This is a genomic window from Roseobacter sp. OBYS 0001, from assembly GCF_019654895.1.
GTDB lineage: Bacteria > Pseudomonadota > Alphaproteobacteria > Rhodobacterales > Rhodobacteraceae > Roseobacter > Roseobacter litoralis.
Genome location: NZ_BPES01000013.1, coordinates 96018 through 110686 on the forward strand (window position 1 = coordinate 96018; position 14669 = coordinate 110686).

At 54.0% G+C, this 14669-nt stretch carries 15 protein-coding genes and 4 pseudogenes; 8 read left to right on the forward strand and 11 right to left on the reverse strand.

Going from position 1 to position 14669, the window contains the following annotated elements; all coding sequences use genetic code 11:
- Nucleotides 1-241 precede the first annotated feature (241 nt).
- The gene (locus tag K5Q35_RS19055; RefSeq protein ID WP_013960858.1) at nucleotides 242-886 is read right to left on the reverse strand and encodes a VPLPA-CTERM sorting domain-containing protein; all 645 of its coding nucleotides are present in this window, start codon (nucleotides 884-886) and stop codon (nucleotides 242-244) included.
- Between the two features lie 830 nt (nucleotides 887-1716).
- Here K5Q35_RS19055 and K5Q35_RS19060 point away from each other — a divergent pair.
- Nucleotides 1717-2727, forward strand: a pseudogene (locus K5Q35_RS19060) (ISKra4 family transposase).
- A 23-nt stretch (nucleotides 2728-2750) separates the two neighbouring features.
- Here K5Q35_RS19060 and K5Q35_RS22960 read toward each other — a convergent pair.
- From K5Q35_RS22960 to K5Q35_RS19095, 7 genes and pseudogenes are all read right to left on the reverse strand, one after another.
- A pseudogene (locus K5Q35_RS22960) lies at nucleotides 2751-2816 on the reverse strand (LamB/YcsF family protein); the annotation flags it as partial.
- Between the two features lie 63 nt (nucleotides 2817-2879).
- Nucleotides 2880-4163 carry a TRAP transporter large permease gene (locus K5Q35_RS19070; RefSeq protein WP_220800984.1) on the reverse strand — a complete coding sequence of 428 codons (1284 nt, stop codon included), beginning with the start codon at nucleotides 4161-4163 and terminating at the stop codon, nucleotides 2880-2882.
- Nucleotides 4160-4708, reverse strand: a complete 549-nt coding sequence (locus tag K5Q35_RS19075) for a TRAP transporter small permease subunit (RefSeq protein WP_013960864.1) — start codon at nucleotides 4706-4708, stop codon at nucleotides 4160-4162. The genes K5Q35_RS19070 and K5Q35_RS19075 overlap by 4 nt, the downstream gene beginning before the upstream one ends.
- A gap of 25 nt (nucleotides 4709-4733) precedes the next feature.
- A complete protein-coding gene (locus K5Q35_RS19080; RefSeq protein WP_220800985.1) occupies nucleotides 4734-5759 on the reverse strand; it encodes a TRAP transporter substrate-binding protein in 1026 nt (341 codons plus the stop codon).
- Nucleotides 5760-5784: 25 nt separating this feature from the next.
- The gene (locus K5Q35_RS19085) at nucleotides 5785-6609 is read right to left on the reverse strand and encodes a putative hydro-lyase (protein WP_220800986.1); all 825 of its coding nucleotides are present in this window, start codon (nucleotides 6607-6609) and stop codon (nucleotides 5785-5787) included.
- Between the two features lie 91 nt (nucleotides 6610-6700).
- Entirely contained in the window at nucleotides 6701-7579 is an 879-nt protein-coding gene (locus tag K5Q35_RS19090; protein ID WP_013960867.1) for a LysR family transcriptional regulator, read from the reverse strand.
- A 305-nt stretch (nucleotides 7580-7884) separates the two neighbouring features.
- Nucleotides 7885-8516, reverse strand: a pseudogene (locus tag K5Q35_RS19095) (tyrosine-type recombinase/integrase).
- Between the two features lie 67 nt (nucleotides 8517-8583).
- On the opposite strand from K5Q35_RS19095, the pseudogene K5Q35_RS19100 reads away from it, so the two are divergent.
- Nucleotides 8584-9612, forward strand: a pseudogene (locus tag K5Q35_RS19100) (transposase); the annotation flags it as partial.
- A gap of 170 nt (nucleotides 9613-9782) precedes the next feature.
- On the opposite strand, the gene K5Q35_RS19105 reads toward K5Q35_RS19100, so the two are convergent.
- Both K5Q35_RS19105 and K5Q35_RS19110 read right to left on the reverse strand, forming a co-directional pair.
- Nucleotides 9783-10088, reverse strand: a complete 306-nt coding sequence (locus K5Q35_RS19105; protein ID WP_220800987.1) for a hypothetical protein — start codon at nucleotides 10086-10088, stop codon at nucleotides 9783-9785.
- Between the two features lie 156 nt (nucleotides 10089-10244).
- Nucleotides 10245-10565: a helix-turn-helix transcriptional regulator gene (locus K5Q35_RS19110; RefSeq protein WP_259650601.1), complete on the reverse strand. Its 321-nt coding sequence runs from the start codon at nucleotides 10563-10565 to the stop codon at nucleotides 10245-10247.
- A 48-nt stretch (nucleotides 10566-10613) separates the two neighbouring features.
- On the opposite strand from K5Q35_RS19110, the gene K5Q35_RS19115 reads away from it, so the two are divergent.
- Complete coding sequence (locus tag K5Q35_RS19115) at nucleotides 10614-11447, forward strand: alpha/beta fold hydrolase (RefSeq protein WP_220800988.1); 834 nt, start codon at nucleotides 10614-10616, stop codon at nucleotides 11445-11447.
- A 60-nt stretch (nucleotides 11448-11507) separates the two neighbouring features.
- On the opposite strand, the gene K5Q35_RS19120 is transcribed toward K5Q35_RS19115, so the two are convergent.
- Nucleotides 11508-11984 carry a YafY family protein gene (locus K5Q35_RS19120; RefSeq protein ID WP_220800989.1) on the reverse strand — a complete coding sequence of 159 codons (477 nt, stop codon included), beginning with the start codon at nucleotides 11982-11984 and terminating at the stop codon, nucleotides 11508-11510.
- A 334-nt stretch (nucleotides 11985-12318) separates the two neighbouring features.
- Between K5Q35_RS19120 and K5Q35_RS19125 the strand changes: the two genes are divergently transcribed.
- The 5 genes from K5Q35_RS19125 (at nucleotide 12319) to K5Q35_RS22965 (ending at nucleotide 14457) form a co-directional block, all read left to right on the forward strand.
- A complete protein-coding gene (locus K5Q35_RS19125; protein ID WP_220800990.1) occupies nucleotides 12319-12870 on the forward strand; it encodes a pyridoxamine 5'-phosphate oxidase family protein in 552 nt (183 codons plus the stop codon).
- A complete protein-coding gene (locus tag K5Q35_RS19130; protein WP_259650602.1) occupies nucleotides 12860-13435 on the forward strand; it encodes a GNAT family N-acetyltransferase in 576 nt (191 codons plus the stop codon). Before K5Q35_RS19125 ends, K5Q35_RS19130 begins: the two co-directional genes overlap by 11 nt.
- A gap of 22 nt (nucleotides 13436-13457) precedes the next feature.
- Complete coding sequence (locus K5Q35_RS19135) at nucleotides 13458-13838, forward strand: GFA family protein (protein WP_259650603.1); 381 nt, start codon at nucleotides 13458-13460, stop codon at nucleotides 13836-13838.
- Nucleotides 13839-13956: 118 nt separating this feature from the next.
- Entirely contained in the window at nucleotides 13957-14229 is a 273-nt protein-coding gene (locus K5Q35_RS19140; protein ID WP_220800992.1) for a DinB family protein, read from the forward strand.
- Between the two features lie 96 nt (nucleotides 14230-14325).
- The gene (locus tag K5Q35_RS22965) at nucleotides 14326-14457 is read left to right on the forward strand and encodes a DinB family protein (RefSeq protein ID WP_374758664.1); all 132 of its coding nucleotides are present in this window, start codon (nucleotides 14326-14328) and stop codon (nucleotides 14455-14457) included.
- The last annotated feature ends 212 nt before the right edge of the window (nucleotides 14458-14669 follow it).

The following is a 14669-nucleotide window of genomic DNA, read 5'->3' on the forward strand; positions in this document are numbered from 1 at the left end:
ACTAAGGCGAAACGGCGACCTGAGCGCGATTTTCGCTCGAAATCAAAGAGCTGGACATGACCCGGCACCTGATGGTCGGCGGTCACGGCGGCACTGCAGCTTTTGGCACGCCCTTCCCAGAAACCCATGCGGGCGCATACTGGGTCCGCAAAGTTGCGCCTGCCCGATAGAAACAAACTGCCAAAACAGAATTTTGGCAGTTTGTCTTGTCCGCGATCATCAATTTACGTTTGAGGCAACTTCACCGGCGACGTTTCAGGCCCGCTAAAACAGCGATTCCGGCAAACAGCAGCGGAAATCCGGCGGGTAGTGGAACCGCTGGAGGGATAATAGTTTCGTTGACGGAGAAGGTCATCGTATAATCTACAGCACCATTATTCGTGCCAAAAGTACCGTTTGCAAAAACCATGTTGTATGTGCCAGGCCCGCGCACGAAGGTCTGTGTGGAACTGAACGAAGACGTCGTGTCGTTCGAATTTGGCACCTTGTATTCAAAAATAGTTGGCGTAATGGACGATTCATAAAGACCCCATGTAGGCGACGGAAACCCAAAGTACGGGTTAAAAGCGTCAACATTGTCGCCAAAAGTCAGAGTAGCGCCCACAAGAGTCTGATTGGCTCCAATTACGACATTGAAAACGTCCCCTGAGTCACTCGGCGTACTGATGGAGCCTGAGAATATGTTTGTTCCAGCAACCAGCTGAAAATCACCGACCTCATTAGGCGCTCCGAGATTTGATCCGATTTTGTCGTAATCACCAGTAGCCTCAACCCCGGTGGCTTCGTCGTATGTTCCTGTAAACGAGGATACCGTAACCGCGCCTGCCTGCGCTGCCAGCCCGGAAACAAGGACCGATGCAGCCAATACTTTAATCGCAATACTCATGTAAAAATTCTTTCCTATTATTAATAGTTTAACCGAAGTTTGACTTATACACTTTTTGGTAACCTGCACTACTGAAATCTAAAGAAACCAAGTAGGAGTTGTTTGAGAGCAGTAAGTAACCGTCTGTTTAGCTTTACCGCAGCGAATGCTCACTTCGCGCTGCAATGCGGTCATCGGCGTCCCAGATTTCTGCGCTCTCGACAATTTACAGCCTTCGCGAGGCCACACCGCAGCGACCGAGCCCATAACGATGGGCGACTTTGGGCTGTTCGTGCCGCCACCCATAGCCAGAAATAAGCTGGTGCTACGCTGTTCTCTAACGTCCGCTCTCAAGAGCACGGCCAGAAACGTGCAAAATCAAAGCTAGTTTTGCCACGGGTTTGTCGCACAAGGTTTTCCACGGGTTTCGGCATGCTGCCTGCCGTTGCAAAAAAAAGACCGTTTTGGGCACATGGATTCTGATAGGCATTTATGTCCAAATCACGATCGGAATGGGTTATTGGTACGCCCTGCACGAAGCTTCGTTTGAGCTAGCTTTAGCTCAGCGGTACGTCGACAGCTGGCCGACGCCGCGTCGTCAAAAGCCGGCGCATTGATGACCCTCGCTGAGAACCAGAAAGACGCCGTCTAAACTGGTCCTACAACCACCGGTCGCAGACCACCGACCGGGCGTCGGGGTTGTTGCTCAACCCTTGTTCTCAAACCGGCTGTCATTGTAACCCGCCTATCAGAATCCGGTTATAAATTTTCTATTGAAATCAACGGGGAGTGGACAAAGCTTGGTTGGCGCCGTGTTAGGGTGAAGCTTTTGGAGCGAGGCGGGGTCAACCATGGATGTGCGAATTTTTGTCGAAACGACATTTGAGGATGGGAAACAAAGAGGCGCAGTATCGAGCGTCTTTGCCGTGCACCTGACATCCTAGAAACCGAGAGCTTGGGTTTGCGGCTTAATGAAGCCGAGAATTTGTTGTCGCACTTTCACGAAATGCTCCTTCACAATCAGATCTACGAAGCGTTGGCGGCAGGTCGAATTTGCGATAACTGCGGAAAGCGGCTTGCGATCCACAATGATCGAGGCTGTACTTGCGGCACACTATACGGCCGGTTTCGGGTGAAAGCGCCGCGGCTACGATAGTGTGCCTGTAAATCAGACGCGGTGGCCACGACAGTCGCTCCGCTTTCGCCAATCAACGCGATGTTTCCGGATCGCGCGACACCCGAACTACTGCGCCGTCAGGCTGAGTTGGGACCGCGGCACTCGTTTCGAGAGGCGGCCCGGTTGCTCGTGATTTTTCTGCCGTGCGCGCCTCAGTCAAACACGACAGTCCGAAATCGGTTGGGACGCATTGCCGAAAAGCTTGAAGCCGCCGACGAAGGGGATGGGGACAAAAACGCGAGCGATGCATTGTCTCCACTGACCGTTTTCCTGGACGGTGCATATATTCGATGTCGTCCGGAATACCAGAAGCGGCACCTAGATGTTGTGGTATCTTTGGCATGGCAAAGTGATGACAGCCGCCACAATATTAAAGGTTCTTGAGGTTGACTGCGATCGTTTGTGCTTGGAAACAACAGACCAGCGAGAAGCGGCCAGACGTGTTAAAGCGCGATGCAAACAACTCTATTCCTAACTTTCCGGCAACTTTGACGGGCTCGCAAATTATGGCCAGCGATATCGAAACTGGCGCGCAGTCTCGTCATCCCGCGCAGAGAAGTGCGTCGATGACATCGGAAACGCTCGAAAGGGCAAACGGTGGCGCATATGATGGTCCCCGCACGGAGCGCATCGCGTCGCTGTTCTTCTTGACGGCAGGCTGACCGTCGCAAGGATGGCCGCCTGACCACCAAGTTTGCCCATTCCCCCTGCATGGCCACCACATGCGATATTGGCCAAGCTCACGATGGAGAGCATTTCGGCACCATCGCCCATGCTCTACGGTCCAAAACCTTCGCCAAGATCGGAGTTGAGGTTGATCTGCATCATTCTCAATCCTTACTGAAGCGCGTTTGGCAGGAAGAGCGCAATGCTCGGGAAGGCGATCAAAAGAACCGCCATCAACAGCATGGTCAGGCAATAGGGCAGCGCGCCCAACATGACCTCATTGAGGCTGCCTGACTTGCGCGCGCCCTGAACCACATAGAGGTTGAGGCCGACAGGAGGTGTGATCAGCGCCATTTCGATAAGGACGATCATCAGGATGCCAAACCAGATCACATCATACCCTTGGACCAAAACCATCGGCACAATAATCGGGATCGTGACAACCATGAGTGAAAGGGTTTCGATGAAAAAGCCCAGCACGATGTAGAGCACGACCACCACAAGGATGAAGGCTAGCGGCGACAGGCCAAGCCCGTCCATAAAGGCGGTCAATTCGCGGCCCAACCCTGCAGAGGCCAGCGTGAAGTTCAGGAAGGACGCGCCAATAACAATCAGCATGATCATGGAGGTGATCTTGACCGTTCCTGTAAGGCTTTGTGTCAGCATGTCCCATGACACCCCGCCAAAGGCGAGTGCGATGACAAAGGCACCAGCGACACCGACGGCGGCAGCTTCGGTCGGGGTGGCCCAGCCCGCATATATGGAGCCGACGATCATGCCAAACAACAGCAGGATCGGCACCAGATCTATCAGCGCGCGCAGCATTTGTGGAAACGGAAATGTGCGGCGCAAGCCACCCAGATCTGGCCGGATCATGCAGATGATGACTGTGACCAGCATGAACATCAGTGCCAGTGCAAGGCCAGGTATAAGGCCTGCAAGGAAAAGTTGGGGGATCGAGGATTGGGTAAGAAAGCCGTAGACAATGAGATTGATTGATGGCGGGATCATTATGCCCAGCGTGCCGCCTGCGGCAATGGCACCCGAAAAGAGCTTGGGGTCATAGCCCAGCTTTTCGGCCTGTGGCATGGCAACTGTTGCTACAGTGGCCGCCGTGGCAACCGATGATCCTGAGGTGGCGGAAAACATCGTCGCCGTAGCGATATTGGCGTGTACCAGCCCGCCAGGCAGCCAGCTGACCCAACGATCCAATGCCGCATACGTGCGCGTGGCAACACCGCTGCGCACAAGAATCTCGCCCAGCAGTACAAAGAACGGGATCGCGATGAGCGTTGCGGAATTAGACGCTGACCAGACCATGTTCCCAAGGCCTTTCGTGAGCGGGAAGCCTGAGAAGAACGCATCAATGCCAAAGCCCAACAAGAACAATACGATCCCGACAGGGATTGAGAGGGCAAGCAGGCCAAGAAGGCCGATGGAGACATAGCCGATCATTTCGATGTGTCCTGTTCTGCAAACGCGCCGATGAATTTTTCGGTATCCTCATGGCGGCGCTTAAACAGCAAACTCAGCGCGCAGAGGGTCACAATGGTGGACATAAGTGCGAACCAGACCCAGCCTGCGAACCACGGCAGGTGAACCCAGACCAGAGGTGTCTCAAGCGGTGTATTTGCGGTGGAGCCGTTCTTGATCGATCGCTCCAACACTGGCCACGCCTTGACCGCGATGGTGATGATGACGCCCGTCATGATGGTCATGGAAAAGACGTCAAAGAGCGCGCGTTTAAAGCTGTCAGCGCGGCTGCGCAGAATATCGATGCGGACGTGGCCCATCTCCAGCAGAGTATAGGCCATGCCCCATGAGGTCGCGAGCGCCATAGCGTAGCCCGCAATCTCTTCGGTGCCGCCAAGGGACGTGCCGAACCGGCGCATGATGATATCGGTCAGCACGAAAGCCGCGCAAATCAGCAGCCCCGCGCCGACACAAAGGGCAACCCCTTTGTTCAGCCTGCGCAGGGTATCTATCATCTTGAGTTCCATGTCCGGCCCGCCCTTTGGTTCTTGTTTACTCGATCTCGACGCCGACAACTTTGCCTACGCTGTCGTTCCAGCGTGCGGGCCAGTCGCCCCCTGCGCGTTCCGCCCACTCGGGCAATACTTCGGATGTGAGGATGTCACGGGCGCGTGTGAAATCTTCGTCGCTGACCTCCACAAGCGTCATGGAGCGGGCATCGCCTGACGGGCACGCGCCGTTGCCCGTCAGACAAGCAATGTCATTGACAAGTGCATCTTGGGCGCTGGCCCATGCGAGGTCTTCAAAGCCGGTCTTGATCTGATCGGTGAGAAGCGTCTGGTTCTCCGCGGACATGCCGTTCCACTTGTCGAGGTTGATCGCCGTCACAACAGGGTCCCAGCCCCCCAGCGGGATCGGCAGCAGGTGAGAGGAGACTTCCCACCAACCAGCGGAATAGCCCGAACCAGCACCGGTCACAGCACAATCAACCACACCTTTTTGTAAAGCACCCGGCACTTCGGAGAAGGACACGTTCACGCCCTCAGCGCCCAACGCTTCGAGCAGCTTGGCGGTCATGCGGCCAGAGGCACGAACTTTGAGCCCTTCCAGATCGGCAAGGCTTGCGATCTCGGCGTTACAGAAAACAACCTGTGGCGGGTAGGGTGCGATGGCCAGAACGTGGCTGTTGAAACGGTCGCGGTAGATATCGGACACCATGGGGCGCGCAGCGTCGACCATGGCGCGGGCTTCATCGGCGGTGAGCGCGATCAGTGGCACATCAAGGCCTTCCAGCTCTGGCGCGTCAGAGACAGCGTAATCGGCCACAGTCATGGCAACGTCATACACGCCCTGGCCCAAGAGAGGATAAATATCGCCCAGACCGAGGCTCATCTGGTTGTGGGTGGTCAACTCGACTTTGAAATCACCCGCTGCTGGCAAAGTCGTGCTCCAGAACGGGGCCTCATAGCTGTTGTGCAGCGGCAGGCTGGACCAACTGCCGACAACGGACAGGTCCTCAGCAAATGCGGGTGCGGCCAGAGCCGTGGTTGCGGCCAGAATTGTGAGTGTCTTTTTCATATTGTTATCTCCACGTTGTGTTGGTTCAGTTTCTTGTCAGGATTGTTGTTTCAGCGTCCTCCGCCACATCAGCGATCAGCATGTGACCGGGCGAATGTGTGATGCAGATCGGCAGACCCGCATCCAAAAGGACGTTTTGCGGCGTCACACCGCAGGCCCAATAGACGGGGACTTCGCCAGCTTTGATTTCGACCGCATCACCCCAATCAGGGCGGGCCAGATCGGGGATGCCAATCTGGGCAGGATCGCCCACTGCAATCGGTGCTCCATGCGCTTGGGGAAAGCGGCGGCTGATCTCGCGGGCCTGGTCGACCTGCGCTTGCGGTATCGGGCGCATTGTCACGACCATATGGCCGCCGAACCGCCCCGCAGGAACAAGGTCGATGTTGGACCGGAACATGGGAACGTTCAGGCCCTTCTCCACATGACGCACCGGAATGCCAGTGCGCAGCAGTGCATTTTCAAATGTAAACGAGCATCCCAGCGCAACAGTGACAAGGTCGTCAGTCCAAACATCACTGATGTCCGTCACTTCGTCGCTCAGCGTACCATTGCGAAACACACGGTACTTCGAGACATCCGTGCGGATATCAATGTCATGGCCCAGGGTCGGCAAGGTTGGATCACCGCTATCGCCCACGCCCACGATGGGGCATGGCTTGGGGTTGCGCTGGCAGAACCGCAGGAAATCCAACGCGTATTTCTCGGGTAGAATTGCAAGGTTGCATTGAAGCTTTCCCACAGCAAGCCCCGCCGTGTGCCCTTTATATGACTTGCTGCGAATGGCCGATCTGACTTCGCCTGCAGAACAGGCAACGAGGTCGGAATGTGAAACTGATCTTTGCACCATGCGAAACTCCCCCGCTGTGCGAAGAGCATCACACGGTCGTTTCGTTCAATCAAATTATCAATTTATATCACTCTTGATAGATTTAGTGAATTCACTTCGGTTGAGTCCGATCCCATGTGTCAGCAACACTGCACGCAATTTGTGCGCTATTTTCAACGAGAAAGCTGCGTGGCTCTGACAGATATGACGCGGTGAACGATAGGGACTGCTGGCGAAATCCCGGATTGAATTCGACGATTTGCCCTGCCTCAAGAAAATCATTGGCCAAGGCCCTTGGATAGGGGCCAACGGCGATTCCCGCTGCAATCATCTTCAAACTGGCCGACAATGACGCTGACGCATAAACGCGCATCTTTGGCCCAATCCGCCGCGAGAGTTCGGACATCAGTTCGCGGTAAGGTCGGGTCTTGCTTGAATAGGAAATGACCGGAATTTTGGTCAGGTCGGTCTGCGGGTTTGTGGTCGAGCGGTACCAGTGCAAATCAAATGAAGGCAGGGTAACGTTTTCAACAGAAAACTCCGACACTGGCCCCATCAACAGCGCAAGATCGAGTTTTCTTTCAAGAAGTTCAGCGCGCAAGTTCAGGGAAATGTCGACTGTAAGATCAACGTTTACACGCGGATATTGCTCACTGAAAGCTTTGAGGAAATCTGGCAACCAAGCCTGTGCAATGGTCTCGGAAGCACCAACGCGAAATAGGCCTTCTGCCTCGGACGGGTTGGCAACGCGTTGCTTGATCTCTTCTTCGACAAACAACATCTGCTCGGCGTAAGAGAGCAAGAGCGTGCCGTGCTTTGTCAGGACAAGGTCACCCCGACCACGTTCAAAGAGGGGCACCCGCAGTTCTTGCTCCAGATTTGCAATTCTTGTCGAGACAGCGGGCTGCGATAGGTTCAGCCGATCTGCCGCCTTGCGAAAGCCTCCCAACCGCGCCACCCAGAGGAATGTCTTGATCTGATCAAATGTCATAGATCATCCATAAATTATGTCAGTCCGGCCGCATATCTATAAATTTAACAGCAAAGCCAGACGCATCGGACATGAAAACGGAGGGTCAGCATCTTAGACCTCGGAAATGTTGTCCCGATCATACTGGCGGAAAGCGGACGTTGGCCATGATATCAGTACGGTCGACTTCGTCCCGATTGCCGCCCCAGGGCTGCGCATCGACCTCGCTGGAGCAGCGAACTACTGGATTGGTGAGGCTGCACTGCAACGGCGTTCGACGAAATGAATGGCGGGAATGGGCTGCCCATGTAGGCGGCCCAACTGCATTAGATTTCAATGGCTTCAGCAATCGCTAAGGCATCCTCTAGTTCAACGCCGAGATATCGAACTGTGCTGTCCATCTTGGTATGTCCTAGCAAAAACTGCACCGCGCGCAGGTTGCCCGTCTTCTTATAGATTTGCGTGACCTTGGTCCTTCTCATCGAATGCGTGCCATAGGCAGTTGCCGCGAGGCCGATCGAGGTAACCCAGTCACGGACAATCCGGGCGTATTGGCGCGTTAATATGTGCAGGCGCTCATGGAAGCGGCCAGGCCAAAGATATTCAGAGCCGACCATGAGTTCGTCTTCCATCCACTTCTCGACTGAGGCTCGAGTGCCTTCCGATATCTCAAAGCGCACAGGTTGCTGCTTTTTGCTTTGCAGTACCGATGCTCGTTCTTTGATCTGTCGGGACGCCATTACGTCGACCACTTCATCTCCACCAGATCGCAACCGCGCAATTTGCTGTCGATTGCCATGTTGAAGAGAGCGAGGTCTCGATGGTTCTCAGCCAACTCAAGGCGAACTCGGATCGCCCAAACGTGCTTTGGTTTCAATGGTCGCCCTTGGCCGAAGATGCGGCCTTTGCTCCATGCCGGACGAAGTGCGCGAATGGCTGGTAGGTCTGGTGTTTTCATGACTGATCCTCCGATCCGCCATACTCTCCCACAACGACAACCCGACGTTGACAGTTCACCATATCACGAGATGCTGCGCCATGTGTTCGAGACAACGGTTGCTCGTTGCATGAAGGAAGGCTTGGTTGGCGGCCAGGGCTTCGCGGTCGACGCCAGCCTGATCAGCGCGGATGTGCAGAAGCAGAACTCGAGCAACCCCGAAGATTGGGCAGCCCGCGAGATTTGTCCTGATGATGCACCGCGTGCCGTCCGCGAGTACCTCGACACGCTGGACGACGAAACCTTTGGGGCGGCGACCACCGCAAAGCCCAAGTTCACAGCCCATGCTGACCCAGCAAGCCAATGGACAGCGGCGCGCAAAGGCCCTGCGTTCTTTGCGTATTCCGACAATTACCTCATCGATACGGACCACGGCATCATCATGGATGTGGATGCCAGCCGGTCGAACAAGACCGCCGAGGTGGGCGCGATGCGCAAGATGCTCGACCGGACCGAAGAGCGCTTTGGCGTGAAGCCCGATTGGATCGCGGCAGATACGGCCTACGGGTCTTCCGACACTCTGGTCTGGCTGGCATTAAAGCGCCAAATCCTTCCCTTCATCCCGGTCTTCGACAAGGGTGAACGGACCGACGGAACCTTCTCGCGCTCTGACTTCACATGGGATGATGAGAACGACCGGTACATCTGCCCGGGCGGCAAAGAAATGCGGCATACATGGCGGACCTATTCTGATCCAAAACGGAATGCGCCAGTTTGGAAATCCAGAAACTATCGGGCACTGAAATCAGACTGCACAGGATGCGAGCTGAAGGCAAAGTGCTGCCCCAACGCTGAAACGCGTTCGGTCCATCGCGATAAATATGAGATCGTCAGAGACTTTGCTCGCCAATGCACCACCTCAGACTGCAATCCCAAGGCTCAGGCGCGACGAAAAAAGGTCGAGATGCTCTTTGCCCACCTCAAACGCATCCTCGGCCTGGGGCGATTACGATTACGCGGTCCCTGCGGCGTTCAAGATGAGTTCACCTTGGCAGCCACCGCCCAAAACCTCCGGAAACTGGCAAAGCTCAAGCCAATACTGCCCGCCGCAGGTTGAACCGATGGTTACGCCGTCGACATCCAAACGAAATCAGGGCGATAGCTCAAACAGGCGCGCCGAAATCAAAGACTTTTTCAACAAAATCCGCCCAGAGTTGCAAATGCTGCGCTGCAATCGAACGTCGGCTTTTTTGAGTTCGTAAAAGATATAAGAAACAAGCTAGGAAGTCATTCGCCCAGCAGCGTGGAACTAGTGAAGGTTTTGCCATCGAATTCAACCAGCAAAACTCCTTGGAACGACAAAGGTAATCTCGCTGTGACCAACGGTGACGTAGTGCCGTCTTCGCAGACCCAAAGCTTGGAAGCCTCTGTGAACTGACAGTTAGTTGCCGAACCTTCAGGCCCAGCATAGGTGATGACGTTGCGCTTAAGAGTGAAAGTTGAGCCGTCTTGCGAGATCATTTCGGGAATTGATGAGCAACCTGCCAAAAGCACGGCCGCCATTCCCATCCAAAGCATTTTGAACTTAAGCATCACATGACGCTGGCACTTAAGCAGACGCGAAGGTACCGGAAATGAAAGGCAGGTTCGTCCGCATCGTATGAATTCGAGCGCTGTGCAGCAAAAGTCACTTTGTTCTAGACCCGCCGTTGGTGGTCCGAGCAGCTTATAAACGCAATTGGTCACACATCAAATTTTCCTTTGCAGCGAAAGCTCATTCTGAAGCCAGTCCAGATAGTTGATGATCACCTCGTCGTCCCGTTTGCAGTAAGACCATTTCTGATGTTTTCTGACAGTAATGAAGCCCGCTTGCTTAAGAATATCTAGGTGCCTGCTTGCCGTTGGTTGCGCCACGCCAAGCTCGGCCGCGATCATTGTCATACACACCCCAAATTCAACGGCATCAGCAGACCATTGATGCCCAAAGTGCTCTTTCGGCTCTGCCAAGAGGCGGAGAACCTGCATACGGACCTCACTGGCCATTGCTTTTATTTGGGTTGATCTATCCATGTTCATCATCATATCGTCAGATAACAAATTAACAATGTGATTTTCAATATGCTAGATCTGCCAAATACGTTCAACTTTGAAGGCTACGCTATCAAGTGGGGGCAGCTTGGGGCTGGTCCACCGCTCGTTCTCATTCACGGCACTCCGTTCTCGTCCCAAGTTTGGCGACGGATCCTGCCGCATTTGACTGAGCACCGGAGCGTCTTTTTCTACGATCTTTCGGGGTACGGACTGTCTGAAAAGAACGCCGGTCAAGACGTATCGCTTGGCGTTCAAAACCGATTGCTCGTCGCTCTATTCAAAGAATGGCGCTTAGTTCGGCCCGATGTCGTGGCGCATGACTTTGGCGGGGCAACGGCACTACGCGGCTATTTTCTGAATGACCTGCGATTTGCATCTTTGACCATCTTCAATGCTGTTGCTCTCGCCCCGTGGGGATCTCCATTCGTGCAACATGTGCGCCAAAATGAGGCGGCATTCTCAGGCATGCCAGACTACATGCACCGCGCCCTTTTGGCAGCCTATCTGCAGACAGCTGCGCACAACACGCTCTCCCCCGAAGCAATAGAGATTTACACGGTGCCATGGGTCGGCACCCTCGGTCAGCCCGCTTTTTACCGGCAAATCGCGCAGATGGACCAAATGTACACCGATGACGTTGAGGCGTTGTATCGCCCACTGGACTGCCCGGTTCGTGTCCTTTGGGGACATGAAGACAGTTGGATTCCTGCGGCCAAGGGTGACGCACTGGCTGCCTTGATTTCAGACAGGTCCTGCACTCACATCAAGGGATCAGGCCATCTGGTCCAGGAAGACAGGCCAGAGGCGATCGTGGCCGCCATTCTCAGCCAAATTCAAACCAGCACGCCCACGCGCGGCTAGCACGGCGAACGCTACGCAAGAGCCTAAAACACCGGATACAGCAAGCCGCGCCAACGTCCACTACATTTCCTTTGAGTTTTGATCATCAGCTTCGAGAAGCTCCTTACGCAGCCGCTGTCCTCCCCCAGAAAAATTCGCTGAAAGCGGATCACATTGTTCTATGCGATCCACCCGAAAATGCCGGAAGTCTTCGCGCAATTTGCACCAAGCCTCCAGAACCGCAACCTTGATGTAGTACGTGATCGACAGGGGCAGCACGGTTCGCTGTGTGGTCGAGGCGTCCAGACCAGTATACCGGATCGAGATTTTCTGCTCATTGCGGATGCTTTCGCGCAATCTTGTAGAGAGCGCATTACTCGCGTCTTCGATGCCCCAATTTGACACACTCAACGCATCCGTCGCCAAGCGTTGCGTGTCAATTTTGGACAAAACTTTCTGTGCCGCCACTTGAAGGCCTTTATCGCCCGTCCGAGAGAACAGGCTGAGGCCACCGACAATGGCCTCAACCTCGTCGCTACCAAAATTGAGTGGGGGCAAGTCATATCCTTCAAGCATGACGTATCCCACGCCAACTTCACCCTCTATGGGAACGCGCATTGATTGCAACGTAACAATGTGTCGATAAACCGTCCTTTAAGATACTTCGAGTGGCTCTGTGATACGGCCTGCAGAGATTGGCTGCGTGGCACCTCGCAAGATTTGAATAACCTCGAATAGCCTATCCGTTCGCTGCACTATCCGCCCGCAGTTCCTGACCACAGTTTTTCTAGGTGTAACATGAACCATACTGACACCCTGTCGTCAGTATGGTTCATGTAGGAAGCTCTGACGTGACATTTATGCGCACGGCAATAGAAGCAGGATCATTTCCATGGCCACCAGAAAAAAACTTAACGCAACGCTGCGTGCGTTCATTGAACGCCAGCCAATGTTCTTTGTTGCAACCGCCGCGACGGAGGGGCGGGTCAATGTATCTCCCAAGGGCATGGACACGTTGCGCATCGTCAACGATGACCACATCCGTTGGCTGAACCTAAGCGGAAGCGGCAATGAAACGGCGGCCCATGTTCAGGCCACTGGTCGCATGACCCTGATGTTTTGCGCATTTGAAGGTGATGCGATGATCTTGCGCACTTACGGGCAGGCTAAAGTCATGCACCCTCGGGACAATGATTGGGCAAGCTGTGTCGCTGATTTTCCTCAGCTTGCAGGAAGCCGACAGATTTTTGATCTTTCGATCGATATGGTTCAAACATCCTGTGGCACTGGCGTCCCTTACATGGATTTGAAGGCAGATCGCGGTGCAAGAGAGCTGGTGCCGTTCTACAAGAACTTGGGTGATCAGGGTGTGAAAGAATACTGGGAGCGTAAGAACACGATGACAATCGACGACGCACCAACAGGCATATTTGATGACCTTTGACATTCGCCCCGCTGATTGGAGCAGCTTTTCGACCGTCATGGGCGACAAAGGAGGCTGTGGTGGATGCTGGTGCATGTTGTGGCGTCGCACCAAAAAGGAAATGGATGCCGGAATCGGCGACGGGAACCGCCGCGCGATGAAGGCGCTGTTTGACGAAGGTCATGTTCCAGGGCTTGTGGCATTCCAGGGGGATGAGCCCGTTGGCTGGATACAAGTCGATAAGAGAACAGCGTTTCCAAGATTGGACAGTTCGCGCGTTTTGAAGCCGGTTGATGAACACCCCGTCTGGAGCGTGTCTTGTTTCATGGTTCACAAGGCTTTTCGACGCCAAGGTCTGTCGCTTTTGCTGCTGAATGCAGCCTGTGAATGGGCACAAAAACAGGGCGCTTTGGTGATCGAGGGCTATCCAATCGACACATCAAAAGCGAAATATCCGCCAGTTTATGCGTGGACCGGATTTTGGGGGGCTTACCGCGATGCTGGGTTCATAGAGGTTGCTAGGCGCACGGAAACACGGCCCATCATGCGTAAAACCCTTGCCACACCAAACGAAACCCAAACCTAGAATGAATGTGAGATTGTAGATGATGACTGGCCGATGCGAGTGCGGAAGTGTCCGTTTTGAAGTGGAAAATGTTAGAGAGACAGTGACTGTCTGTCATTGCAGCCAATGCCGCCGCACAAGCGGCCATCTGTGGGCGTCGACCCATGCGCCTTTTGCAGCGATTAGATTTGAAGTTGAGGACTGTCTGACTTGGTATGCGTCATCCAACGATGCTAAACGCGGGTTTTGCAATAACTGTGGGTCGAGCTTGTTTTATCGGATGAACGGCGAAGACGGGATCGGCATTGCGGCGGGTTGTCTTGATCAAACCGTGAAACTTCGTGTGGGAAAACACATATTCACTGCTGACAAGGGTGGGTATTACGGCACGCCCGACGATGCGCCGGTTTTTCCAAAAGGTTAGGCTTTGGTCGCTCAAAAATCCACACAACGCGTGTAGTGAAGAGGCGAAAACGTATCGGAACTGCGCAATGTTTTGAGGCCTTCTGATATTGATCGATAAACTCAATCGGAGAGACGTTATGAATTTGGCAACAAAGCTGACGCGGTACAAAGCCTGGGCGAACAAACGTACCATCACCTATCTGTTAGGGTTGCCAGAGGGAGAGGCCGAAAAACCGCGTTCCACGCACTTCGGGTCCATTTTACACTCGCTCCAGCACAGCTACATCGTTGATGATATTTTCCGCGCCCCTTTGCTTGCTAAACCTCACGGTTACTCTCGTCGCTTGAGCAACACCCCACCGTCGCTGCCAGAATTTTGGAAAGATGTTCAGGCAATGGATGCTTGGTGAAATCAGAACGCTAAGCAATGGGACTAAGAAACATCGAACAAACCAATCGCTTTCAAATTTTTGGACGGCAAGGACGGGAAGATGTCACCCTAAGAAATGGTAGTGCACGTGGTTAACCACACGAGCTATCATCGAGGCGTTGTTGATGAAATTCTAGGGCAGATGGGCATTGATAGCCCTGCCAGCGATTTTCCCGTTTATCTCAGGGAACTTTCCGCTGAACCCTAAGAGAAGGCCATGATTGCCGTCAGCTATTTATGGTTCGCGCAGATGAACTCCTGAATGCCTCCATGTTGCGCAGTAAGGCACTTCGCATGAAATGCCGCTCAAGGGCGGTTACCACGGCACGCCTGACAACAAACCAGTTTCACCAAAAGGGTAGGCTTTGACCTGCTCCCCTGAAAAGTCCGGTGTTTTGAGTTAGCCTGTTCTCCAAGTAA